Origin of the sequence: Sabulibacter ruber (genome assembly GCF_017355955.1) — a bacterium.
GTDB classification, from domain to species: domain Bacteria; phylum Bacteroidota; class Bacteroidia; order Cytophagales; family Hymenobacteraceae; genus Nibribacter; species Nibribacter ruber_A.
The window spans coordinates 375,678-400,748 of the sequence record NZ_JAFFID010000002.1 but is presented as its reverse complement, the minus strand read 5'-3'; the positions used below and the strand labels follow the sequence as shown (position 1 = coordinate 400,748).

Annotated in this window: 20 protein-coding genes; 12 read left to right on the top strand and 8 right to left on the bottom strand. The window is 50.9% G+C overall.

What is annotated here, in order from left to right:
• Positions 1 to 12: 12 nt before the first annotated feature.
• Positions 13 to 855: a pantoate--beta-alanine ligase gene (gene panC / locus JT719_RS13015; RefSeq protein ID WP_207433769.1), complete on the bottom strand. Its 843-nt coding sequence runs from the start codon at positions 853 to 855 to the stop codon at positions 13 to 15.
• A 142-nt stretch (positions 856 to 997) separates the two neighbouring features.
• On the opposite strand from panC, the gene JT719_RS13010 reads away from it, so the two are divergent.
• From JT719_RS13010 to JT719_RS12980, 7 genes are all read left to right on the top strand, one after another.
• Positions 998 to 1,810: a glycogen/starch synthase gene (locus tag JT719_RS13010; RefSeq protein WP_207433768.1), complete on the top strand. Its 813-nt coding sequence runs from the start codon at positions 998 to 1,000 to the stop codon at positions 1,808 to 1,810.
• Positions 1,794 to 3,194, top strand: a complete 1,401-nt coding sequence (locus JT719_RS13005) for a DUF4270 family protein (RefSeq protein WP_207433767.1) — start codon at positions 1,794 to 1,796, stop codon at positions 3,192 to 3,194. The genes JT719_RS13010 and JT719_RS13005 overlap by 17 nt, the downstream gene beginning before the upstream one ends.
• Before the next feature lie 48 nt (positions 3,195 to 3,242).
• A complete protein-coding gene (gene glmS, locus JT719_RS13000; RefSeq protein ID WP_207433766.1) occupies positions 3,243 to 5,081 on the top strand; it encodes a glutamine--fructose-6-phosphate transaminase (isomerizing) in 1,839 nt (612 codons plus the stop codon).
• A 383-nt stretch (positions 5,082 to 5,464) separates the two neighbouring features.
• Entirely contained in the window at positions 5,465 to 6,217 is a 753-nt protein-coding gene (locus JT719_RS12995; protein ID WP_207433765.1) for an SRPBCC family protein, read from the top strand.
• Between the two features lie 29 nt (positions 6,218 to 6,246).
• On the top strand, positions 6,247 to 7,425 hold the full coding sequence (locus JT719_RS12990) for a zinc-dependent alcohol dehydrogenase (RefSeq protein ID WP_207433764.1): 1,179 nt from the start codon (positions 6,247 to 6,249) through the stop codon (positions 7,423 to 7,425).
• Between the two features lie 338 nt (positions 7,426 to 7,763).
• Positions 7,764 to 9,794 carry a DUF1800 domain-containing protein gene (locus JT719_RS12985; protein ID WP_207433763.1) on the top strand — a complete coding sequence of 677 codons (2,031 nt, stop codon included), beginning with the start codon at positions 7,764 to 7,766 and terminating at the stop codon, positions 9,792 to 9,794.
• Positions 9,795 to 9,817: 23 nt separating this feature from the next.
• Entirely contained in the window at positions 9,818 to 11,086 is a 1,269-nt protein-coding gene (locus tag JT719_RS12980) for a DUF1501 domain-containing protein (protein WP_207433762.1), read from the top strand.
• Positions 11,087 to 11,606: 520 nt separating this feature from the next.
• On the opposite strand, the gene JT719_RS12975 is transcribed toward JT719_RS12980, so the two are convergent.
• Complete coding sequence (locus JT719_RS12975) at positions 11,607 to 12,008, bottom strand: hypothetical protein (RefSeq protein WP_207433761.1); 402 nt, start codon at positions 12,006 to 12,008, stop codon at positions 11,607 to 11,609.
• Between the two features lie 48 nt (positions 12,009 to 12,056).
• Between JT719_RS12975 and JT719_RS12970 the strand changes: the two genes are divergently transcribed.
• Positions 12,057 to 12,440, top strand: a complete 384-nt coding sequence (locus tag JT719_RS12970; RefSeq protein WP_207433760.1) for a RidA family protein — start codon at positions 12,057 to 12,059, stop codon at positions 12,438 to 12,440.
• Positions 12,441 to 12,621: 181 nt separating this feature from the next.
• Here the strand turns inward: JT719_RS12970 and JT719_RS12965 are convergent, their stop codons facing one another.
• A complete protein-coding gene (locus JT719_RS12965) occupies positions 12,622 to 13,575 on the bottom strand; it encodes a YihY/virulence factor BrkB family protein (protein ID WP_207433759.1) in 954 nt (317 codons plus the stop codon).
• A gap of 210 nt (positions 13,576 to 13,785) precedes the next feature.
• On the opposite strand from JT719_RS12965, the gene gltX reads away from it, so the two are divergent.
• From gltX to JT719_RS12950, 3 genes are all read left to right on the top strand, one after another.
• Complete coding sequence (gene gltX / locus JT719_RS12960) at positions 13,786 to 15,324, top strand: glutamate--tRNA ligase (protein WP_207433758.1); 1,539 nt, start codon at positions 13,786 to 13,788, stop codon at positions 15,322 to 15,324.
• Between the two features lie 228 nt (positions 15,325 to 15,552).
• On the top strand, positions 15,553 to 15,918 hold the full coding sequence (locus tag JT719_RS12955) for a hypothetical protein (RefSeq protein ID WP_207433757.1): 366 nt from the start codon (positions 15,553 to 15,555) through the stop codon (positions 15,916 to 15,918).
• Between the two features lie 12 nt (positions 15,919 to 15,930).
• Entirely contained in the window at positions 15,931 to 16,692 is a 762-nt protein-coding gene (locus tag JT719_RS12950) for a TIGR00266 family protein (RefSeq protein ID WP_207433756.1), read from the top strand.
• 96 nt (positions 16,693 to 16,788) lie between these two features.
• Here the strand turns inward: JT719_RS12950 and JT719_RS12945 are convergent, their stop codons facing one another.
• The 3 genes from JT719_RS12945 to lptB all read right to left on the bottom strand — a co-directional run bounded on the left by JT719_RS12945 (position 16,789) and on the right by lptB (position 20,481).
• A complete protein-coding gene (locus JT719_RS12945) occupies positions 16,789 to 17,409 on the bottom strand; it encodes a c-type cytochrome (protein ID WP_207433755.1) in 621 nt (206 codons plus the stop codon).
• 506 nt (positions 17,410 to 17,915) lie between these two features.
• Entirely contained in the window at positions 17,916 to 19,433 is a 1,518-nt protein-coding gene (locus JT719_RS12940) for a GH3 auxin-responsive promoter family protein (RefSeq protein WP_479725266.1), read from the bottom strand.
• 316 nt (positions 19,434 to 19,749) lie between these two features.
• Positions 19,750 to 20,481 carry an LPS export ABC transporter ATP-binding protein gene (gene lptB / locus JT719_RS12935; protein WP_207433753.1) on the bottom strand — a complete coding sequence of 244 codons (732 nt, stop codon included), beginning with the start codon at positions 20,479 to 20,481 and terminating at the stop codon, positions 19,750 to 19,752.
• A 293-nt stretch (positions 20,482 to 20,774) separates the two neighbouring features.
• On the opposite strand from lptB, the gene JT719_RS12930 reads away from it, so the two are divergent.
• Complete coding sequence (locus JT719_RS12930) at positions 20,775 to 21,410, top strand: glycoside hydrolase family 25 protein (protein ID WP_207433752.1); 636 nt, start codon at positions 20,775 to 20,777, stop codon at positions 21,408 to 21,410.
• Between the two features lie 76 nt (positions 21,411 to 21,486).
• On the opposite strand, the gene JT719_RS12925 is transcribed toward JT719_RS12930, so the two are convergent.
• On the bottom strand, positions 21,487 to 21,858 hold the full coding sequence (locus tag JT719_RS12925) for a spore germination protein GerW family protein (protein WP_207433751.1): 372 nt from the start codon (positions 21,856 to 21,858) through the stop codon (positions 21,487 to 21,489).
• Between the two features lie 137 nt (positions 21,859 to 21,995).
• The gene (locus tag JT719_RS12920; RefSeq protein WP_207433750.1) at positions 21,996 to 24,920 is read right to left on the bottom strand and encodes a S9 family peptidase; all 2,925 of its coding nucleotides are present in this window, start codon (positions 24,918 to 24,920) and stop codon (positions 21,996 to 21,998) included.
• Positions 24,921 to 25,071 lie beyond the last annotated feature (151 nt).

Below are 25,071 nucleotides of genomic sequence, written 5' to 3'. Positions count from 1 at the left end.
TTGTTTTTTATATCAGTTAAGCAGCAGATTATCAATAAGCCGCACCTCCCCCAGGAAAGCCGCCAGACAGAGGGCCACCGGAGTTCCACCAGACACTTCCGGCACCGGTTGCAGCGTCTGCGCGTGCACCACCTCCAGGTATTCCAGCCTGATTTCAGGAAATTGGCCTAAAAACGCCTCGGTCTCTTTCTTTGCTTCTTCCACGGAGCTGGTCTGCAGCTTTGTGCGCAACAACTGCAGTGCTTCGTACAATTTAGGGGCAATGGACCGTTGCTCAGGGGTGAGACGCCGGTTTCTGGAAGACATAGCCAACCCATCTTCTTCCCTGATGATAGGGAAACAAATCAATTCCAGGTCAAAGCTGAGGTCCAGCACCAATTGTTGGATTATGGCAAACTGCTGCAGGTCCTTTTGCCCGAAGAATGCCTGGTGCGGTTTCACCAAATGGAACAATTTACTTACCACGGTAGCCACCCCGTTGAAGTGGCCCGGCCGGTGCGCCCCCTCCATTACCCTTTCCAGCTCCCCAAAGTCAAACGTAAGCCTGGCTTTCTGCCTGTACATTTCCTCTGCTACCGGGGCAAAAAGCACATCGCACCCCTCCTGGGCCAGCATTTCAGCGTCTTTGTCTAACAGGCGGGGATAAAGCCGATAGTCTTCCGGATTGTTGAATTGAACCGGGTTTACAAAGACACTACACACCGTTACGTCATTCTGGCTTTTGGCCGCCCTGATCAACGAAAGGTGTCCTTCATGCAAGGCACCCATAGTAGGCACAAAACCAATACGTTGGCCTTGCTGGCGCAGCATTTCAGTGTGCTGCCGGATATCAGATAAAGAAGAAAGCTGCAACATGAAAGGCTGCTGATTTAGTTAACTGGTGGCAAAAGACGCCAAAGGTATGATTTTATTCAAATAAATTGAGAATCAGCCAATAATTGCTTAATTTTGCACTTCGCAATACCTATTGCTTAATTTTATTTAATCACTCCAACCTATGTCCAAATTGAGAATCTTATACGCGGCCACTGAGATTGATCCTTTTCTGCAAACCACAAAAGTAGCGGAATTCCTGAGGATGTTGCCACAAGCGATGCAAGAGCGTGGGATGGAAGTACGTATTTTTGTTCCTCGTTTTGGTTTAATCAACGAACGTAAGAACCGGTTGCACGAGGTTGTACGCCTTTCTGGCATTAACATTGCCGTAGGCGAAGAAGAGAAACCCCTGATTATCAAGGTGGCTTCTATACCGAATGCCAAACTGCAGGTATATTTTATTGACAACGAAGACTATTTCCACCGCAAATCCGTTTTGGTGGACAAAGACAACAAATTCCACGCAGACAATGATGAGCGTGCCATCTTTTTCTGCAAAGGAGTTTTAGAGACGGTGAAGAAGTTAGGTTGGGCCCCGGATATTGTACACTGCAATGACTGGATGACTAGCCTGATCCCGCTTTACCTGAAGACTACTTACAAGAATGATCCTATTTTCAAGACAGCTAAATCTGTTTTCTCTGTTTACAACAGCGAATTCACCCACAAGTTTGAGGGTGACCTGCTGGAGAAAGCCAAAATGCTGGACATTGAAGATGATATGCTGGCCAACCTGAGCTCAGGAGATTTTGGCGCTTTCATCAAAATGGGACTGCAGTACGCTGATACGGTGATTAAATCTACAGAGGACTTCAGCGACAATTTGAACGCGCTGTTCCAGGAGTATAACAACACCAAGCAGATTAACACCATCAGCACAGACGAAAACACTTTAGATTCTTACTTTGACCTGTATAATGAACTGGCGAATTAGTAAAGTAGCTGCCGTACTCTTTCTTTCCTCTTTCTTTTTTACCGCGTGTGAAGATCCTACTGCCATAGGTTTAGAACTGCAGGAACCAGGTACCCAGATAGGTACCAGTTACACAGACACGGCCACAGTAAGTGCTTCAACCGTTCTACTGAAAGATTCCATCTTTGCGCTGGGGGCAAGCCGTGTGCAGGTTGGAACCATGACCGATCCTAACTTCGGAACCGTAACCGCCAGAACATTCGCAGAGTTTGGGCCTTTGGCTTTCCCAACCCATGCAGATTCAATTGATGTCACCAAAGGGGCCGACTCTTTGATCATCAATTTGGACTACAACTATGCTATTGGCACCACCTCCCAGCCTACTACCATCAATGTGCATCGCTTGACAGAAGGTTTCCGGGATGATGACACCTACTTTTCTACCAGAAAACTGGCTTATAACAATACCACAGTAGGTTCTGTGACATTTCTTCCTCAGCCAGACGCTACGTACAAGAACCCTAACGACACCAGCCAAACGCTTCCGGTCCTTATCAGGATTAAAATCACCGGAAACTATGCGAATGAGGTGCTTCAGGCGTTGGCTCAGACTTCAACTGTAGATAACTTCGTTACGGCGGTGAAAGGCCTGACCTTTAGCCCAGAAGAAGGAAGCAGTAGCAGCATCATTGGATTTTTGCCAATGTCTACCTATACTACTTTGACCTTGCACTATAAGTCAAAGAAAAACATAGCGAAAGTCACAGGCTTTGTATTCACAGACCGGTATTACAACCAGATAGAAGCAGACAGAACCGGTACCCCACTAGCCTCTCTTACAGCTAACGGCAACACCCTCTCTTCTCTGGAGGCAGGCAACAGAACTTTCCTGCAAGCAGGAACAGGTCTGATGACCAAAATAAACATGCCTTACCTGGCTAATTTCCGTAAATCACTGACCGGTGAGAACCAGCACTTAGCCATCAACAAGGCCGAACTGATTATTCCATTGGTAGAGTCAACCGTGCTTACCGCCAAAGATTCTGCCATGTTGCCGTCCGTTATTTCTGTAGTAGAGGCTACCGCTTCCAACAGAATAGCAACAACCCAAGGTGTTCCTAACTCTCTGGTTGCAGAAGGAACAACTCAGCGAGCCACTTTACAGTATAGGGGCAAAGCCGGAGGATATGTGTATGTAGTCAATATTACCAGCTACATCCAGAACCTTCTATATAACAGAATGAATAACAACGGACTTATTCTATTGCCTTCAGAAATTAACAGCAACGTTTCTACGCCAACAAACCTGGCACAGACTGTGAACCGTGCTATCATTGAGGCTAATCAAAATCCCAGCGCAGCCCGCCGTATCAAGCTCCGTTTATTCTACTCAACCGCTCAATAGTATTTTTCATTTTATTTATACCCTAGCTTAACAGAAGATTACATCACTATGTGTGGAATTGTAGCTTACGTAGGGCAGAGAGAAGCCTGCCCCATCATTTTGAAAGGTTTGAAGCGTTTGGAGTACCGCGGCTATGATAGTGCCGGTGTTGCTTTATTAAACGATGGCAACCTGAATGTTTATAAGAAGAAAGGAAAGGTTGCTGATCTGGAAGCCTATATTGGCGATAAAGACACCTCCAGTAACATTGGGATTGGACATACCCGTTGGGCTACCCATGGCGAGCCAAATGATGCCAATGCTCACCCACACTATTCAAGCTCTAAGAAGATTGCCATTATCCACAATGGTATCATTGAGAACTATGCTTCTTTGAAGAAGCACTTAATCAATAAAGGCTACGAATTCCACAGCGATACTGACTCTGAAGTATTTGTTAACCTGATTGAGGATATCCAAAAGAACAACAACGTTTCTCTAGCAGAGGCGGTACGTTTGGCTCTCCATGAAGTAGTAGGAGCTTACGCGATTGTGGTTATCTCCCATGACTCTCCCACCCAACTGGTAGCAGCCCGTAAAGGTAGCCCCTTGGTGATTGGCGTAGGAAAAGGTGAGTACTTCCTGGCTTCTGATGCAACCCCAATCATTGAGTACACGAACGAAGTAGTCTATGTGAATGACTACGAAGTGGCGGTAATCAAAGACGGAGTACTGGACATCCGTACCAAAGAAGACGTAGTTCAAACTCCTTACATCCAGAAGTTAGAGCTGGAGTTGGAAGCCATTGAGAAAGGTGGTTACCCGCACTTCATGCTGAAAGAGATTTTTGAGCAGCCTCGTTCAATCATGGACAGCATGCGCGGCCGTTTGGTAGCCGAGAACACGCAGCTTACTATGTCCAGCATCAGAGAGTATGCTACGCGCTTCAAGAACGCAGATCGTATCATCATCGTAGCGTGTGGCACTTCCTGGCACGCTGGCTTAGTAGCCGAGTACATGATTGAGGAATTCGCTCGTATCCCGGTTGAGGTTGAATACGCTTCTGAGTTCCGTTACCGCAACCCAATTATCCGTGAAGGAGACATTGTGATTGCTATTTCACAGTCTGGTGAAACGGCAGATACGCTTGCAGCCTTAGAACTGGCTAAGTCTAAAGGAGCCATGATCTTTGGGGTATGTAACGTAGTTGGTTCTTCTATTGCCCGCGCTACCGATGCAGGAGCCTATACCCACGCAGGTCCGGAAATTGGGGTAGCCAGCACCAAAGCGTTTACCGCTCAGGTTACGGTTCTTTCCCTGATTGCTATGATGATAGCTGAAATGCGCGGAACCATGGAGTTGTCTGCCCTTCGTCAGCTAATGCTGGAGATGGAGAAAATTCCTGCCAAAGTAGAGCAAGCACTTCAGTTAGATAAAGAAATCCAGGCTATCTCTGAGATCTTCAAAGACGCTTCTAACTTCATCTATCTGGGTCGTGGTTACAACTTCCCGGTAGCGTTGGAAGGCGCTCTTAAACTGAAAGAGATCTCCTACATTCACGCAGAAGGATACCCAGCGGCAGAAATGAAGCACGGGCCTATCGCGCTGATTGATGAGAACATGCCGGTAGTGGTTATTGCCACCAAAGACAGCTCTTACGAGAAGATTGTTTCTAACGTACAGGAAGTTAGAGCCCGTAAAGGTAGGGTAATTGCAGTGGTAACCGAGGGCGATACCGTTATTCCACAAATGGCTGAGTTCGTGATTGAGGTGCCAAGCACCCATGAGGCCTTAATGCCACTTCTTTCTGTAATTCCTTTGCAGTTGTTGAGCTACCACATTGCTGTGATGCGCGGATGTAATGTTGACCAGCCTCGTAACTTAGCTAAATCTGTAACTGTTGAATAGATTTTTACCAACCAGATAATAGAAAAGGGAAGCCAAATGGCTTCCCTTTTCTATTATCTGGTAACCAAATGGAATGCTTCAAGCGACAACCTTCCATTCTACGTTCCTAATGTATCACCAAGCTCTTCTTATACAAACGTTTTGAAGCTGTTTTTCTCAAATAAGGTTCAAAACAGACATTCCCATCTTCAATACTCATATCAGTTCTGGAGAAACCTTTCTGTAACAAAGCCTTTCCATAAGCCACTAGAACCTGTTCTACAAAGTCTAAAGCATCTATTCTATCTCCTAATAAACCTATTTAAGAGTCAATTACTGGCTAATTTCCTGAACAGAGGCGAAAAGTGCTCGTAAGTAACAAGGCGGAACAAACCTTTCTATTTATGGCAGTAAATCAGGCAATTGCGAGTTTAAGGAGGCATTTCCTCTCTGATCAGACACCCGCCACAGGAACGGCTAAGATCAATGTTGGCACCACTGAGCGATTGCTTTCCACGGCTGGAGGTGCTTTGCTCACCTACTACGGAATAAAAAGGGGAACCTCTCCGGGTGGAGTCACTATGGCTACTTTAGGGGGAGCCTTGCTTTTCAGGGGAGCTACCGGTTACTGTTCGGTCAACGAAGCTCTCGGCAGAGACACTTCAGACCATGAACTTAAGCCCATTGAGATCACCCAAACCTTCACCCTATTCAAGTACCGCCATGATGTTTACAATTTCTGGCGCCACCTGGAAAACCTGCCTCGGTTCATGCACCACCTACAGAAGGTAACCCAACTAGACTCGAAGCGCTCGCATTGGGAAGCAAAGATCCCGGGAGGATTAGGCACCATCGCCTGGGAAGCGGAAATTGTGGATGATCGGCCTGATGAGTTGATCTCGTGGAGATCATTGCCGGGCTCGCAGATAGATAACTCCGGGGAAGTGACTTTCATAGAGGCTCCTGGCGGCAAGGGCACCGAAGTGCAGGCCACTATCTGCTACCGGGCTCCCATTGGGGCCTTAGGCAAAAGCGTGGCTACACTACTCAACCCGGCACTGGCGCAAATGGTGCGGGAAGACCTACGACGTTTCAAGCAGTTAATGGAATCCGGCGAGATCCCTACCATAGAGGGACAACCTTCTGGCCGCGCTTAGTCCACCTTCATCTATAGACCAAGAAAACTATGAGAGCACTCTGTTGGGTAGGCGTAAACGACCTCAAGGTAGAGCAGGTACCTGACCCGGGCATCCTGAACCCCAAAGACGCCATTGTGCGGGTAACCATGTCTTCTGTGTGCGGCTCAGACCTGCACTTACTGGGCGGCTATGTACCGGCCATGCGGGAGGGCGACATCATTGGCCATGAGTTCATGGGCGAAGTGGTGGAAGTGGGTTCTGAAGTAAGGAAACTGCAGAGAGGAGACCGGGTGGTGGTAAGCTCGGTGATTGGGTGTGGTGGTTGCTGGCACTGCAACCAGGGCGAGTGGTCTCTTTGCGACAACTCCAATACCGATGCGGGTCTGTTGGAGAAAGCCTACGGCTACTCCGGAGCGGGCATCTTTGGCTACTCCCACGCATTTGGAGGCTACGCAGGCAGCCATGCCGAGTACATCAGGGTTCCCTACGCAGACAATGGGTCGTTCAAAATTCCGGAGGGTGTTAAAGATGAATCGGCTTTGTTTGTCTCTGATGCATTCCCCACAGGGTTTATGGCCGCTGATATGTGCGGTATTCAACCCGGTGATGTGGTAGCGGTCTGGGGCTGCGGCGGCGTTGGGCAGATGGCAATCCGGAGTGCGTACTTGCTGGGTGCCAGCCGGGTCATTGCCATTGACCGGTTTCCGGAAAGGCTGGAGATAGCCCGCACCATCGGCCAAGCCGAAACGTTGAACTATGAAGAAGTAGACGTATTGGAAATGCTGAAGGAAATGACCGGTGGCCGGGGACCAGACCGCTGCATTGACGCCGTAGGCATGGAAGCCCACACTACCGGGGTTGAGCACCTCTATGACAAAGCCAAACAGATGGTACGCCTGGAAACCGATAGACCGGCCGTGCTTCGGCAAGCTATTATGGCGTGTAGAAAGGGCGGTACGGTATCTATTGTAGGCGTGTACGGAGGTTTGCTGGACAAATTCCCGATGGGAGCAGCCATGAACAAGGCCCTCACCTTCAGGATGGGCCAAATGCATGCCCAGAGGTACATTCCGCATCTGCTGGACATTGTGCAGCGCGGCGAGGTAGATCCTTCCTATTTGCTCACGCACCGGTGGCCGCTGGAAAAAGGCATGGAAGGCTATACCATGTTCAAGAAGAAAACCGACAACTGCATGCGAGTGGTTTTCACGCCTCAGGAAGCTTAGAATACAAGGCCGGAGGCAGCATCAATGCCAAAATACCGCTTCTGTTTTCTGCTTTATTTTGGGAAAACACCTCCAAAATGGTCATCGGGTGGTTTTCCGGCATCGCTTTCTGGTTGAAGGATGAACCGTTTATCGCCTCCTTTTTCTTCTTCGGGGCAAAACCGTAACCGATTTATAATCAATAAATCAGCCTGAAAAGTGTGCCTGAAAAATTTTATCTTTAAATAATTAAACCAACGGCTTACGTTTCCATCTATAGAGAACAACTAAGCTTATCCTTTAGGAACAATTCTTGAGGATAAGTCCCTAAACCCGGCAGATCATCCCAGTTAAGCGACATGAAACGCACGCCTAAACTTCCTTTTTCGGTTTTGTTCTTCCTGGTGGGGGCTATGCTTCTGTCTTCTTTCGGGGAGAGGAACAATGAAGCAATCAAAGCCCCTAAGTTCCCCTACAAAAAGGCCGGCCTCACAGACCGGCAGGCAGCTGCGCACTTACTCAACCGGTTTACGTTTGGCCCTAAGCCAGGTCAGGTAGACGAAGTGCTGAAAATGGGGCTGGAGAAATGGTTTGTGCAGCAGCTTCAGGCGAACCTCCCAGACAATGACCTCAGGCAGCGATTAGCCCCGTACAGCTCCCTGAGCATGAACAATGAGCAGATTGCCTACTACTATCCATCCAACGGGCAGGTATCAAAACTGGCCATTGACGAGGGTGTGATAACTAAGGAGGAAACCAAAAATAACAACAGCGAAGACAAAGAGACCCGCGTAGCCTACAAAGCCAAGATTAGCGCCTTTATGCAGGAAAAAGGGTTTAAACCGCAGGGGCAGCTGCAGAGAGAACTAATCAACCAGAAGATTGTGCGGGCGGCGTACACAGAAAACCAGCTACAGGAGATTCTTACCAGTTTCTGGTTTAACCACTTCAACGTGTCGCTTACCAACCAGAAATGCACCCACTATGTCACGTCTTACGAGAAAGATGTGATCAGACCCAACGTATTGGGCAAGTTTGAGACCCTTTTACTGGCTACGGCCAAATCTCCGGCCATGCTCGCGTACCTGGACAACTTCAAGAGTACCGTTTCAGACAAAGACCTCACGCCTGAGCAGAAACTACTGGAAAAACGCCAATTGCAGAAACTGGAAGCCCTGCAGGCGCAGGATACCCTTATGCAACAAATGCAGGTAGTGGAGAAAGTGAGAAATGGCCGCAGGAACAAGGGCCTGAATGAAAACTACGCCCGCGAGATCATGGAATTGCACACCCTGGGCGTAGACGGCGGCTACACCCAGCAAGACGTGACGCAGGCAGCCCGTATCTTAACCGGCTGGACCATCAACCCAGACCTTGACAACTACCGCCTGACCAAAACTCCGCCTGCCGCCAATAACCCCAAACGCCTTGAGGTACTGGCAAAGATGGGGTTTGTGCAGGAAGGCGATTTCCTTTTTGCCGCCAATAGGCATGACAAAGGCGAGAAAGTGGTACTGGGCACTACATTCCCCCCAGATGGAGGCTACGAAGAAGGCGTAAAGCTGATCAAGTTATTAGCGCATCATCCCTCCACAGCTCGGTTCATCTCTACCAAACTGGCTACCCGCTTTGTGAACGATGCTCCGCCCAAAAGCCTCATTGACAAAATGACCAAGACCTTTCAGGAGAAAGACGGAGACATTCAGCAAGTATTACTGACCATGGTTTCTGCACCGGAGTTCTGGAGCAAAGAAGCCTTGCGCGAAAAAACCAAATCGCCGTTTGAGTTGGCCATCAGCTCAGTTAGGAGCCTGAACGCCGAGGTGCAGGAGCCTTACCAGCTCTACAACTGGATCGCCAAGATGGGCGAACAGATGTATAAGTACATCGCCCCTACTGGTTTCCCAGACAGAGGCACCTATTGGATCAATACCGGCTCTCTGCTCAACCGCATGAACTTTGGGTTGGCCTTGGCTACGCAGAAAATAAAGGGCATATCTTTTGACCTGATAGCGCTCAACCAAAACCGCGAACCAGAAAGCGCCGAAGCCGCACTGCTCACCTACAGCCAGCATTTGCTACCAGAACGAGATCTGGAGCAGACCATCAGGCGGCTCACTCCCACCCTCAATGATCCCAGCTTCAGCCAGAAGGTAGGCGCAGCCGCCAGCAGAACCCAGCCAAGCGCCCAAGCAGAGAACATGGAGATGGAAGGCGAAATAATGATGGAAAAGCCGCAGAAGAAACCCCAGAACAACACCGCTGAGAAGAAACAGAACACAGGCAGCTTACAGAATGCTGTGGCTATGAAAGCGGGGAAAAGCAATTCGCACATGCTGGCGCAGGTGGTAGGCATCATCATCGGGTCACCGGAGTTTCAGCGCAGATAGTTTGATTCAATAAAGACATTGCTATGACTACCAGAAGAGGATTTCTTAAATCAGGGGCTTTGGCGCTATTTGCGGCAAGTCTGGGGGGCATTCCAAACTTCCTGGCCGAAGCCGCCCGCAGCAACAAACTGGTATTGCCTTACAAGAAAAACAAAATCCTGGTCTGCATCTTCCAGCGGGGTGCTATGGACGGGCTCATGGCAGTGTCTCCGTTCACCGATGAGTACCTGAAACAAGCCCGTCCCGGCCTGTTCATGTCAGCGGCGCAGACGGCCAGCAATCCGCTTATTGACTTAGACGGGAAATTCGGCTTGCACCCGGCCATGCGCTCTTTTGAGCCTCTTTTCCGGGAAAACCGCCTGGCCATTGTGCACGGCGTGGGCTCTCCTAACCCAACCCGCTCGCACTTTGACGCGCAGGATTTTATGGAAACCGGCACTCCGTTTGACAAAGGCACTCCCAGCGGATGGCTGAACCGCGCGGTGGGCCTGTTGGGCCATGAAGCCGCCACTCCGTTCCAGGCGGTAAGCCTTACCTCTTCCCTGCCCCGCTCCTTCTACGGCGATCATGCTGCCATCGCCATCAGCAACATTCAGGACTTTGGCATACAGATGCGCGGCGACCAGAAAGGCGCCCTGCTGGCTTCCCAGAACTTTGAGGATCTGTATGACCAGACTTCATCCTCGCTGCTGAACAAAGCCGGGAAAGAAAGTTTTGAGGCGGTGAAAATGCTGAAGAAAGCCGATTCGCAAAAATACGTACCGGCTAATAACGCCGTGTACCCCAACAGCTCCTTAGGCAAATCTTTGAAGCAGATTGCCCAGCTCATCAAAATGGATGTAGGTCTGGAGATAGCTTTCGCTGAGTCTGGCGGCTGGGACACGCATTACAACCAGGGAACGTCTAACGGAACCTTCGCCCGCAACGTGAATGACCTGAGCCAAAGCATCACCGCTTTCTGGACCGATTTAGATGCCTACCAGGACGAGGTAGACGTAATGACCATGACCGAGTTTGGCCGCACCGTACACCAGAACGGCAGCAGCGGCACCGATCACGGCCGTGCCTCCTGCATGTTCATCCTGGGCAATAATGTGAGCGGCGGCTTAGTGCACGGCAACGTGCCTGTGCTAGCAAAGGAAAACTTGGAAGATGGCCGCGACCTGCCCGTGACCACCGATTTCAGGAGCGTTTTCAGCGAAGTAGCCGGGAAACATCTCAGCATCCAGAAAGAACACGTGCTCTTCCCTGACTGGGATGGAAAGAAGATAGGCGTTATGCGCGAAGGTTGATCTTACTGGTAGATACCAATCTTTAACAGAAAAGGGAAGCGTTTATAGCTTCTCTTTTCTGTTTTATGATCGTTTCCTGTTTTTAGCTTCTTTGATGGAAAACACGCTCAAAACCCATTCTGCCTCTTTTACAATGCCTGTCCAATGTGGTAGGGAACATAATCTTTTTGCCAGACGCTCTTCCCGCTGGCGCGAGCCTCCGGCTCGTGTCCGCACGCATTTAGGATAGTGTTTCCTTGCTTCCCAGAGGTTAGGCACTTTTCCTATGAAGGCCTTCTTCCACCCGTTTTTGTCATCTTGGAAAGATCTTGTGACCGAACTAGATAGACGTTTATCAACATTAATACCGTTTGTACCAAGATCCTTTCAGGATGACAAAAAAGAGATTGTAATTTCCTTCAGCAATGCGTACTGACACGAGCCGGAGGCTCGCGCCAGCGAAGGAAAGCATTTCAAAATTTCCTACTGCTGCTCTTTCCCGTTTTAAGGCCCTTTTACAGAAATCAGGCGTGAAACAAGTTTACACCAGCTTGTACAAGGAGGCCAGGAACACAAACGATTTATCTACTGCGCGTTTGGAGGCATCGCTTAGGATACGGACTTCTATGGTTTCGCGGTCAAACAAGGGCGCGCCTCTCAGGCCAACTAAATGGAAGTTCAGGGGTGCGTAGGCTCCGGCGAAACCGGCCAGGTCTATTGCATTGGCATCAATGAAAACGGTCAGTTTATCGCCTTTTCCTTGTTGGTTATACTGCTCTAAGCGTTCGGGTTGCTCGTGCAGAAACAAATCAAACACGATATCGGCTTGTGGGAGCCAAGCTTTCAGCTCGGCGGGGTCTTGTATGTGCAGGAAGGCTCGGTTCCGGAATTTCAGGCTGTACTCTTCTTCCTGTTCCGGGGTGGCCAAAAGCAATGTATTCATATTTCTGTACCTTTAGGCCCGTAAAGATACTGATAAACCACTCCTTTTATGGCAACCAACATCATAGAAAGCAAATCTGCCCCCGCCCCTATTGGGCCTTACAGCCAGGCTGTACTAGCCGGCAATACCCTGTATGTTTCCGGCCAGATCGCGCTGGACCAGGAATCCGGGCAACTGGTGCAAGGCGACATCCAGACCGAGACCCACCAGGTCATGAAAAACCTGCAGTTCATCCTTCAGGAAGCCGGCATGGACTTCAGCAACGTAGTAAAATGCAGCATCTTCGTGAAAGACCTGGGCAACTTCGGGGCCATCAATGAAACTTACGGAGGCTATTTCACCAGCAATCCACCGGCCCGCGAAACCGTGGAAGTTAGCCGCCTGCCCAAAGACGTAAACGTAGAAATCTCCTGCATCGCGGTGAAGTTCTAATGAGAGATCGAATGATTGAGAGATTGAATGATTGAGGGAGTGAATGAATAGTGACTCATTGGTGGAGTTTTCCCAAGCTGCGTTTTAGCTCCATTTACCTGAAAACAGGGCTAAAACACACTTGAAAATCCACTTCAGCATTCACTCACTCTATCAATCATTCAATCATTCACTCTCTCAATCACTCATTGGGCTTATTGGGCCCAACGTCTTCGTTCACAGGGGTATGGCCTACCTCTACTTCTTTGTTGATCACGCGCACGGCGTAGTCTGAAGGATAGATATCAGCACCGTAGTGGCGGGCGTACACCAGGGTGAACTGCGCCCCCAGAAACACGATCTGCGAGGTATAGAACACCCATGTGAGCACGACAATCACCGATCCGGCTGCCCCGTAGATGCTGGCGAAATTGCTGTTTCCCAGGTAAAAGCCTATGATGGATTTCCCCAGCGTAAACAGCAGTGCCGTTACCAGGGAACCCACCCAAACATCGCTCCAGCGGATTTTGGCATCTGGGAGGAACTTGTAAATCAGGGCGAAAAGAAACATCACCACGCCCGTAGAGCCAACCAGGTTGGTGAACTGCGTGATCAGCAGGATAGACTCGTCAATTCTGTTGGTCAGGTAAGAGGTGATGGCTACCACCGCGGTATGGATCACCAGACTCACCAGTAGCAGGAACACAATGGCTAGGATCATGGCGAAGGACAGCAACCGGTCCCAGAGCAGTTTGAGGTACTCATTGCGGGGTTTGGGTTTCACGCCCCAGATCTGGTTCAGAGACTCCTGCAAAGACACAAACACCCCGGTAGCCCCAATAAGTAAGGTAGCTACGCCCACTATGGTGGTAAAGGTGAAATCTGCCGAATGGTTGATGTTCTCCACCATCTCCTGAATGTCTGAGGCGCCTTTGCGGCCCAGCAGATCACGCAGTTGGCTGTACACCTGCCCCCGCACGGCTTCGCGGCCAAAGATAGCTCCGGCGGTATTGATGATGATGATGAGGATGGGCGGCAACGCGAAGATGGTATAATACGCCAGGGCGGCCCCCTTCTGAAAAGAGTTATTATCCATGAAGTCAAACACAACTTCCTTGATAATTCCCCAACCCTCTTTTAACTTCTCTTTCAGCATCTTCGCTAAATTTTCCTCTTCATACGTACATGCTTCAAGAGGTTTACAAACTCGTTGAAAAGCAGCTACTTTCTTCAAAATAGCCTTAAAACGGGAAAAAGCCTCAGAGTTGAATTTGTATTCAGCAGACTGGTAAGGTTTTAAGGGTAAAATTTCAAGAAAGGCCTGAAATACCGTACTTTTGCACCGCTATTGAAATACCTATATAACATGGAAAGAGAAGTACGAGTACGCTTTGCCCCCAGCCCAACCGGGCCGCTGCACATTGGCGGGGTGCGCACGGCGCTGTATAATTATCTGTTCGCGAAGAAGATGGGCGGCAAAATGTTGCTGCGCATTGAAGATACTGACCAAACCCGCTTTGTGCCCGGCGCAGAGCAATACATCTTTGAAAGCCTGGAGTGGTGCGGCATTAAGCTGGATGAAAGCCCGGTGCACGGCGGTCCGCACGCGCCTTACCGCCAGTCTGAGCGCAAGCCCATGTACATGCAGTACGCGCTGCAACTGGTAGAAGCCGGCCATGCTTATTATGCCTTTGACACCGCCGAGGAACTGGACGCCATGCGCGACCGCCTCAAGGCCGCCAAAGTAGCTACCCCGCAATACAACGCCATCACCCGCGCCACCATGAAGAACTCCCTCACCCTGCCCGAGGACGAGGTGAAACGCAGACTGGAAAGCGGCGAACCCTACGTCATCCGCCTGAAAGTGCCCCGCAAGGAGGAAGTAAGGCTGAAAGACCTCATCAGAGGTTGGGTGATGGTGCACTCTTCTGCCCTGGACGATAAAGTTCTGATGAAATCAGACGGCATGCCAACCTACCACCTGGCCAACATTGTGGATGACCACCTCATGGGCATCACCCACGTGATCAGAGGCGAGGAATGGTTGCCCAGCGCGCCGCTGCACGTGCTCCTGTACCGCTATTTGGGTTGGGAAGACACCATGCCGGAGTTTGCGCACTTACCTTTGCTCCTAAAACCAGACGGCAATGGCAAACTGAGCAAGCGCGACGGCGATAAACTGGGCTTCCCGGTGTTCCCGCTGCGTTGGGTAGATCCGGTTACCCAGGAGGTTTCCAGCGGTTACCGCGAGAGCGGTTATTTGCCTGAGGCGTTCATCAACTTCCTGGCATTCCTGGGCTGGAACCCGGGCACGCAGCAGGAGCTCTTCACCATGGACGAACTGATTGAGGCTTTCAGCATTGAGCGCATCGGTAAGTCCGGTACCCGTTTCGATATCCAGAAAGCCCGCTGGTACAATGAGCAGTACCTGCGCGCCAAACCAGACGCCGAGCTGGCCCAGTACCTGCTGGCCGCCCTGCCCGAGCAAGGCATTGACTGCTCTGAAGAGCGCGCCGAGAAGATTGTGAGCCTCATGAAAGAGCGCGTGACCTTCCCGCAGGATTTCTGGAAAGAAGCGTCTTACTTCTTTGTGGCCCCTACGCAGTACAATGAGCAGGTAGCCGCCAAGAAATGGTCTGCCGCCGCCGCTGGTGCGTTTGAGCAATTCAGAAATGAGTTGGGAACTCTTTCTGATTTCAACGCCGACACCGTGAAAGCCCTGCTTTTACAGGTTCTGGAAAGAAACGGCCTCAAAATAGGTCAGGTGATGCAAGCCTTGCGTATCGCGTTGACCGGCGTAGAAGCCGGACCGGACTTGATGGCTATTATTGAGATCATCGGGAAAGAGGAAACCGAGCAGCGCATTGACGCCGCATTGAGCAGACTGGCCCAGTACGCCGCTTAAGCTCCGCTTTCCATAGAGCACGTTTCAGGGCTGATTTAGGCAAAACAGCCCTGAAACGCTTTTCCTGCACTTCATGGTAAAACCGCCGTTTTAAATAAGCCCTTGTTGCTTGCTTAAGAGGGCGGTTTCTTTTTAATTCGTTTATCCTTCTGCCGGATTTCCCGTTTGTAGTAAAAAAGAACAAACCGGGCCGCTTTCTTGGTTGGGCCTGGTGCAACGTTTACTACCATGGCGAAGAAAAAGGCAGATAAAGACAAAAAAGAAAACAAGCCAGAAAGAAAAGCAAAGGTACACCCAGAGCTGGAAGGCTTTGAAATCAAGATCAATCCCTTAGGCGATATTACCTCTAACTTCAACATTGACCAGTTGAACGCCTTCCTGGACCGCAACGTCACCGACAAGAAACTGGTGGGCGACCAGGGCAAGAAACGGCCCCAGGAAGAAGAAGAGGAATTCCCTATTGAGGAAACCGTGGATGAGGAAGAGAACGAGGAGGATTTCTTCAAAAATGGGACATCTTTAGACGATGAAGAGGACGACGACTTCACCGGCAAAGGTGAGGACCCGTCGGGGCCCAAGCCCAAGAAAAAATAAACCTAAACTCTTATGAGATCCCACGAAGTAGACTACCGCATTTACGGCTCAGACATTCAGGTACTGGAAGTAGAACTGGACCCGCAGGAAACCGTGATCGCCGAGGCCGGCGCCATGGTGTTCATGGAAGACGGCATTCAGTTTGAAACCAAAATGGGCGATGGCTCCAACCCCAGTTCAGGCTTCTTCGGGAAGCTGATGCAAGCGGGGAGCCGCATGATTACCGGTGAGTCTCTGTTCATGACACACTTCACCCACCGCGGGTACGGCAAAGCCAAAGTAGGCTTCTCGGCGCCTTACCCGGGCACCATCATGCCTATTAACTTGGCAGAGTTCCCCAACGGACTCATTGTGCAGAAAGACGGCTTTCTGGCGGCGGCTTTGGGCACCAAGATCGCCCTGCACTTCAACCAACGGCTGGGCGCTGGCTTCTTCGGGGGCGAGGGCTTCATCATGCAGCGCTTGCAGGGCGATGGCTTAGCGTTCATCCACGCGGGTGGTACCGTTATTGAGCGCCATCTGCACAACGAGACCCTGCGCATTGATACCGGCTGCGTGGTAGCCTATGAAAACGGGATCGATTTTGATATTCAACGGGCCGGAGGGCTGCGTTCTATGGTGTTTGGCGGCGAAGGTCTTTTCCTGGCTACCTTGAGAGGAACCGGCCGCGTCTGGATCCAATCTATGCCAGTGAAGAAACTGATCCAGGCCTTGATGCCGTACGGCGGAAATTCCAACAAAGAAGGTGGTTTGCTGAGCAGTTTCCTGGAATAGCGCTTGTGGCGGGGAATACCCCTCCTTTTCACAAATCAACCTTAAAACAAAGGCAGAAGGCTCCAGCAGCCTTCTGCCTTTGTTTTTTTCAGGAAATCAAGCCGAGGGTGGAATTGGCGCGGGCACCACGTTCTTCACGGGTTTGATAGACTTGAGGTACGTAAAGATGGCTTCTACGTCTTCGTCTTTCATGTTGCGGTAATGGGGCCAGGGCATGGGCGGAAGCAGTTGTCTGGTATTATCCATTCCTTTGTATTTCCCTTCCCTGAGCGCCTTCTTGAAGTTATTCAGGGTCCAGTTCCCTATGCCGGTAGGGTCTGGAGTCAGGTTCGCCGAGAAAGAAACACCCCAGGGGCCTACCGCTGCCGTATTGTCCATACTGAACATGACCCATCCGCTTTTCCCCGCGTCTTTAGGTATGGGAGCAAGTTTAGCAGATGCGGGGTGGCCAGACAACAACCGGTCAGGATCTGCCGTCATGGGTGGTATCTTGTCTGTAGGAGCCAGTTTGGGCGAATGGCAGTCGTTGCAGGCTCCAATAGTGACCAGATACTCCCCTCGCTCTTTCAGGGCTTCCTGGCTCATTGCCATAGGCTGCGTGGCCGATTGGGTGACCGCACTGACCATACCTGCCTCCGTTGTGGTGCTTTCCTGAGGTTTGTTCTCGCAGCTATAGAAAAAAGCGGCTGTACACAGAAGAATAAGAACTCTTTTCATGGCTTCTATGGGTTTAGGTTGGAGAAACAAATAGGTCCCGCCGCACAGGAGTTCCTTAGCCGGAACCCTGCATTGGGTGTTCTATGAATGGATTCTAGAAATGGTGGGGAACCTTCCTGATGAACCGTACTGGCTTCTCCGGCCACGTATAAGCCGGCACCTTGGATCTGGGATTACTTGATAGCAGCTACAGGCTACTTGCGCCTCAAAAAATGAGCGACACTGCTCCGGGATTTGCGTTAGATAGAATAAAGATAAAATATTTATTTAATTATCTATATACTATCATTATTAAATGCAATATGGATATAAAGGCAAAGCGCCGGTTGCATAGGCACATCCTTTAGATATACCGCAGCAACCGTTATGAGGGTGATTTTCTGAAATCAGGTAAAATCCGGCAGACTATCGGCCCAAATCCTTGATGCGCTGCTTCTACCCTGCTTTTGGGAAAACAGGCGCTAAACGCTGGTGGTAGTGCGTAAGTAGAGCTTGTTCTCTGGCAATTACAAATGGTTTACCGCCAGAATCTCCTCCAGGTACTCGCGGGTGTTGGAGAGGCGCGGTACTTTGTGCTGGCCTCCCAGTTTTCCTTTGTGCTGGAGCCATTTCATAAAAGCCCCAGCCGGCGCCACGGTGATTAAAGGAGCCTGTAAGGCCAGATCCTTCTGGCGTTTGGCGTCATAGTCTGAGTTGACGGTGCGCAGCGTCTGGTCCAGCACCTCTGTAAAGCGCTCCAGGCTGGAAGGTGCTTGGGAGAACTCAATCACCCATTGGTGGCCGCCTTTGCTTTTGCCTTCAAAATAGATAGGCGCGGCCGTGAAGTTAGTGATGGTGGCCCCGGTGGCTTCACATGCCTTGGTGATGGCAGTCTCAGCGTTCTCCACAACCACCTCTTCGCCAAAAGCATTGATGAAGTGCTTGGTTCTACCTGATATTTTGATGCGGTAAGGATTTAAGGACGTGAACTTAACGGTATCACCTATTTTGTAGCGCCACAACCCGGCATTGGTAGAGATAATCAGCGCGTAGTTCTTGCCGAGTTCTACCTGGTCTAAAGTGAGCACTTTGGGGTTTGACTCGTCCATCTGGTCTACCGGAATAAACTCATAGAACACTCCATAATCCAGCATCAGGAGCATCTCATCTTTGAGGCTAGGCTCGTCCTGTATCCCGAAGAAGCCTTCCGAGGCATTGTACACCTCCAGGTAGTTCATCTTCTCGGTAGGAATCAACTGGCGGAACAGCTCCCGGTACGGCCCAAACGCCACAGCCCCGTGGGTGAACAACTCCAGGTTAGGCCACACTTCGGTGATGTCTTTGGCACCGGTTTCCTCCAGAATGCGGTTAAGGAGCACGTAGGTCCAGGTGGGCACGCCGGAGAGGCTGGTCACGTTTTCCTTGACGGTGATTTCCACCATCTTCTCTATTTTCTCTTCCCACTTGTCCATGAGGGCCACTTTGAGCGGCGGCGTACGCATAGCCTCGGCCCAGATGGGTAGATTCTGCATGATTACCGCCGAGACATCGCCGCAGCGGGTATCTGAATTAAACTCGTTTGGGTGGTGGCTGCCGCCAATAGAGAGTCCTTTACCCGAGAAGACCTTGGTATCTGGGTAGTTGTTCACGTAGATGGACAGCATGTCTTTGCCACCCTTGTAGTGACAGTCTTCCAGCGCCTCTGGGGTAACGGGAATGTATTTGCTGCGCGCGTTGGTAGTACCTGATGATTTGGCAAACCACTCTACTTTACTGGGCCACAGCACATTCTGCTCGCCCCGCATTACGCGCTCAATGCACGGGTACAGGTCTTCATAGGAGCTGATGGGCACCCGCTCCTGAAACTCCCGCACGCTTAACTGGTCTGAGTAGCCGTATTTCTGACCCCACTCGGTATTTCTGGCAGTGTTGATGAGGTTCGTAAACAATTCGTTCTGAACATCATGCGGGTATTTCCGGAAGAGGTCTATCTGGTGAATCCTCTTCTTCATTACCCACGTCACAAGCGAATTGATTATCTCCACTATCTGATTGTTAGTTGTTGGTTGTTGATTGTTTTGACCTTTACGCTTCCCGGATGCCTTTTAGAAAGTTCTAAAGGCATGATTTGGCAAGGCAAGTGATCTGCTTATGTTGAAGAACAAGTGCTTGTACTGTTCTTGGGTAATCAAGGTTCTGCCTTTTGTGCTTGCTAAGGCAGTATATTCCCATATGGTCATCCTGAAAGCATCTTGGCAGCAAACGGTGATTACGCTGACAAGAAGCCTTTCTAGTTCGCCCACAAGATCCTTTCAGGATGACAAAAGAAAAGAGCCTGAAAGAAGCATAATCAGCAATCTGCTAAACCTTCCGTTTCAGCTCAAAGTGCTTGCCCAGGTACACGCGGCGCACCTGCTCATCGGCGGCTAGGTCCTCTGCGGTGCCAGATTTCAGGATCTTACCCTCAAACAGCAGATAGGCGCGGTCCACGATGGAAAGGGTTTCGTTTACGTTGTGGTCTGTGATGAGGATGCCGATGTTCTTAGTCTTTAGCTTGGCCACGATGCTCTGGATTTCCTCCACCGCAATAGGGTCTACCCCGGCAAAAGGTTCGTCCAGAAGTACGAAATGGGGATCAACGGCCAAGGCCCGGGCAATCTCGGTACGGCGGCGTTCGCCCCCAGACAATACCACGCCTTTGTTTTTGCGCACGTGCGTGAGCGAGAATTCCTCCAGCAGCTCCTCTACTTTCTCGCGGCGCTCCTGCTTGCTTTTATTGGTCATCTCCAGCACCGACATGATGTTTTCTTCCACCGTCAGGTCGCGGAACACCGATGCTTCCTGCGCCAGATAGCCCACGCCTTTCTTGGCACGGCGGTACATAGGCAGTTCTGTGATGTCTTCCTGGTCCAGGAAAATACGCCCAGAGTTGGGTTTCACCAGCCCCACAATCATGTAGAAAGAAGTAGTTTTCCCGGCACCGTTTGGCCCCAGAAGCCCTACAATCTCTCCTTGGTTTACTTCCACACTCACATCGTTTACTACCGTGCGAGACTTATATTTTTTGAATAGGTTTTCGGAACGTAAAATCATCGTCTAAAATTAAGGAATAAACCTCAGATGTGGTACGGTTAACCAAAAGAGGTTCAGCTACGTGGTTCTGTTAATTAGGTTATGCTTTACCGTTGAACTTAAGAAACAACTTAATTGCATTTATTAAACATCGCTTGCAGAAATGCGCATTTACTTCTAACTTTTACTACTCTTTCTTCCATGTAAGTCCTTCAATGTTCTCGCTACCAAGAAAATCAGGTTTTCGTGCGGCTGTGACGGCTGCCTTATTCAGTTGCTGTCTCTTCTTATGGAGTGCCAATGGTCCTTCCTATTTGCATGGAATTGATGTGTCCCGTTACCAGAAAGAGGTGAACTGGGAACACGTGAAAGAGTCTAATATCCATTTCGCCTTCATGAAAGCCACCGAGGGCGATTACCTGAAAGACCCTTACTTTGAGCGCAACTGGGAACATGCCCGGCAGCAAGGCATTAAACGCGGCGCCTACCACTTTTATTTGCCCTGGGTAAGCGTGGAAAAGCAATTAGAGCATTTCAAACGCACGGTAACCTTGCAACCTGGTGATCTGGCCCCGGTACTGGACGTGGAAACCATTGCCCATGAAGTGCCAGATGCCCAACTGCGCACCGATATCCGCAAGTGGCTTACCGGTATTGAGGCCCACTACGGCGTAAAGCCCATCATCTACACCTACCAGAAGTATTATGACCAGAAACTGAAAGGTCATTTCCCGGGCTACCATTTCTGGATTGCGCGGTACCAGAACGCTGAGCCCATCCTGCACTCTAAAGACAAAATGGCTTTCTGGCAGTATTCAGAAAAGGGTATTGTGAAAGGCATTGAGCAACCGGTAGACGTGAACTGGTTCTACGGTGATGTGGCGGCGCTTAACACTTTCTGCGTGCCAGCGCTGCCCGCCTCAAACGGGGTGATGGCACAGAACGAATAGCCGTTTTAGGCCTGTTTTCCAGAATTTACGCCCGAAACAACACGCGGCTCTCTCTTTGAGAGTTGTTAACTGGAAGTCAGCCCTTCGCTTTTCTTGTAAGCAACCAGCCGGTCAATAAACCTATAGCCGTTCCCAACAGAAACGATTGCGGCGAGTACAATGGCACAAACCGGGTTTTCTTGGCTGTGATCTCAAACACCCCTTTAGGAATGGTGTACAGCCCTGCTCCTGCCCCGGCTCCCTCTCCCTGGGTATTATCTGCTTCTTCATTCTTTTTGCCCTGCCCGTAGCCGCCGCCCAAGCCCATAACATGCTGGGCTACGGGAATAATGGTTTTGCCCTGAGTTTCTATAGGCTCACCAAAGATGTTTCGGATGGAGGCATTCTGGTTCAGGCTGTTGGTGATGGCGGCTCCTATGTTTCTATCTTCTGGGGCAGTTTCTGACATGGGAATTTCCGTTGATGATCTTGCTTCTACCCGTTTCTCATACGGATTGTTGCTTCGCCACCTAAAAGCAAAACGCCCGGCCTCTTTTTCAGAAGCCGGGCGTTTTAAGGGTATTTCCAGGAAATCAGCCTTGAAACTTATTTCTGAGCCGATGGCTGAGTAACTGGATTGGTAGCGGGCTGCTGGCCCGGTGTTGGCGTAGTGGTGGCCGGTTCCTCAATCAGCTCCAGGCCGTATTCTTTGCCTTTCACTAGGGTAGGCACGCCTTTCTTCATCCAGGCCGGTTCTGGGGCTCCTTTCAGGTAATGGTCAAAGAACTGCGACATGCGTACCGAGAGGTCTTTGCGGTTCTTGCGCTGCATAAGGTTGTGCGCCTCGCCGTTGTACACCAGTAACCAGGCTGGCTTGTTCAAACGGCGCATCGCCATGAACATCTCAATGCCCTGATACCACGGCACGGCGCCGTCGTTGTCGTTAGCCATCATGAGGAGCGGCGTTTCAATCTTGGGAGCGTAGAACAGCGGCGAGTTCTCAATGTACTGCATGGGTTTCTCCCACAGGGTACCGCCAATGCGGCTCTGCGTGCGCTCATACTGGAACTGACGGCTCATGCCGCTCTCCCACCTGATTCCGCCGTAGGCACTGGTCATGTTGCTCACCGGAGCCCCGGCCATGGCAGCTTTGAACAGGTTGGTCCGCGTCACCAGATAAGCCACCTGGTAACCGCCCCAACTCTGTCCCTGGATGGCCATGTTCTTCTCGTCCACAAATCCTTTGGCCACCAGGCTCTGCACGCCCGGCACAATGCAGTTGTAAGCGCTCTCACCAGGATAACCGTCTTTGTACACAATGTCTGGCACAAACACCAGATAGCCCTGGCTCACGAACAGTGGAATATTGATAGTAGAGGCACTTGGCGCGGGGGCCCGGTAATTGTGCAGGGTCTCGGCGTTGCGCTCATAGAAGTACACCAGCATGGGGTATTTCTTGCTGGCATCAAAGTTCTCTGGTTTGAACAACAGCCCTTCCAACGGAATCCCGTCCGCTGATTTCCAGTCTACTTGCTCCACGCTGCCCCACAGGTATTCGCTCTGCTGCGGGTTGGCGTTGCTGATCTTCTGCGGCGCGTTGAAGTTGGTGTTGGTCACCCACACATCTGAAAACTCCCTGAAACTTGCCTTCCGGAAGATGAGGCGGTCATTGTCTTTGGCTTTACGAACGCCCGTGAAGCTGTATGGCTCCATCATTACCTTCTGCGGAGCTCCCGCTTCGGTCACGTAATCGGTGTAGAAGCCGGCGTCTTTGGTTCTCAGGTTGAGCGTACGCAGCAGCAGTTTCTCTTCAGACGGCACCACGCGCTGGCTAGGGTCCAGGCTTAGGTAACGGAACTGCAGGTTATTCTGGCGGCCATAGCCATCGGTGATGTTCACGGCCTGGGCTTTGCCGGATGGGTCCAGGCGCCAGATGTCGTAACGGTCGTTTACCAGCAGGTAAGCATCGTCTTTGGTCCAGCCGGTGAGGCCGTAGTCGTCGGGCAGGGCGGGCATGTCGTTCTGCTCATCGTAGAACGACACCTTCAGCTTTTTGGTCAGGTTCGCCGGGGTACTGGCTTTCACTGCCATGGCTTTCCAGGAACTGTCCGATGGTTCGTACCAGTACAGGTATTTGCCGGCAGGCGATAATCTGGGGTTGCCGCGGGTGTCTTTCACGGCCAGTTTACGGCTGCCATCCTTCAGATCGATGAGCCAGGCATCCTGCCTGGAGGGCGAATCATACCCCACGCTGAGCAGGTAATTCACGCTGCTGGTTCCTACGGCCACGTCTGACGTGCGGCCGGGGTTCAGGGCTACATCGGGGATCTCGGGGGTAGCCAGCTGCACCATTTTCTTGCCTTTTAAGTCATAAAGAGCCAAAAACGAACGCTTCTGCTCGCGCTCCAGCTGCTTCATCTGCATGGGTTGAATGAGCGGGTCACGGTAGGTCCAGACGTCCAGGCTTACTTTCTCCTCGTCCAGTTTGGTGGTGTCTTTCTCGTACTGCGTGGGGCGCGGGAACGTCCCGAAGAACAGGCGGTCGCCTTTGTCAGAGAAGCCCAGCTGGGCGTGCTCGCTCACCATCCACTTGGCCGGCATGCCTTTGTAAGCGGTATCGGCCAGCACTTTGGCTTTGTTGTCTTTGGCTACCCAGTGCAGCAGCTGGAAATAGCGCAGCTCTTTGCCAGTGCTGTCTTTGCTGGCCACAAACGCCAGTTGCTCGCCGGCTTTGTCAGCCACCAGGTTCTTGTACGTTACGCGGCCGCTGTCTACGGGCATAATCTTGCGCGAGGCCGTGTTAAAAGCGAAGACCCCGGCTTTGTGCTGCGCGTCTTTCTCGGCTTTTACAAAGAACAGCCTGTTGCCTTTGTCTGAGAATAGGAAATCAGTGACCCGGTCAAACCGGTATTCCTGGCCAGTGGGCAAGTGGCGCAACACCAACTCGGTGCCCTCTTCTTTCTTGGATGCGTTGCTGCCCGTGGCCTTGCCGGCTGGTTTGCCCGCGGCCGGAGTTGCTTTGGCAGCGGCAGTATCTTTTGGGGCTTTAGTAGCCAAAGGAGTCTCTAACTGGTAGGCCAGCCACTCTCCGCTAGATTTAGGCAGTTTGAAGGCTTTCACCCGCGCCACGTACTGCGTGCTTCCCTTGCTTACATCATGAATAGCCAGGGAGTCTTTGGGCATTTCCTCGGGCTTTTTCTTTTTGAGTTTAGCCTGGCGGGTAGCGGCGTAAGCGGGCTTGATCTGAAAGATGGCAAACTTACTGTCACAAGTGAACGCGCTCTTATAGCCTCGGGGGAAGGTTTTATGGGTATTTTTAGATAAATCCCGCAGAAACAAAGTGCCGTCGCCTTCCTGCGGATTCACGGCGTAGAGCAGGAATTTGCCATCATTGGAAAGGGAATCGGCCTCAATGTTTTTCCAGGAGTCGTACACCTCGTGGGTCAGGGGTTTCTTGGCCGGGGTTTGGGCCTGCGCCGTGAGGGCACCGGCACTCAGTAAAAGCCCCACCAATAGAAATTTGGGGTTCATGTTAGAAGTAGGTTGTTTGTAATTAGGTAGCAAGCTGTAAGTTACAGGTTTTGCGGCAGAGAACTACACGCGCCTCTCCCCTTTCTCAGGAGAAAAGCTCTACGCTGGACAGGGATGCAAAAGGCAGGGCCACAAGCTAACGCGAATCACC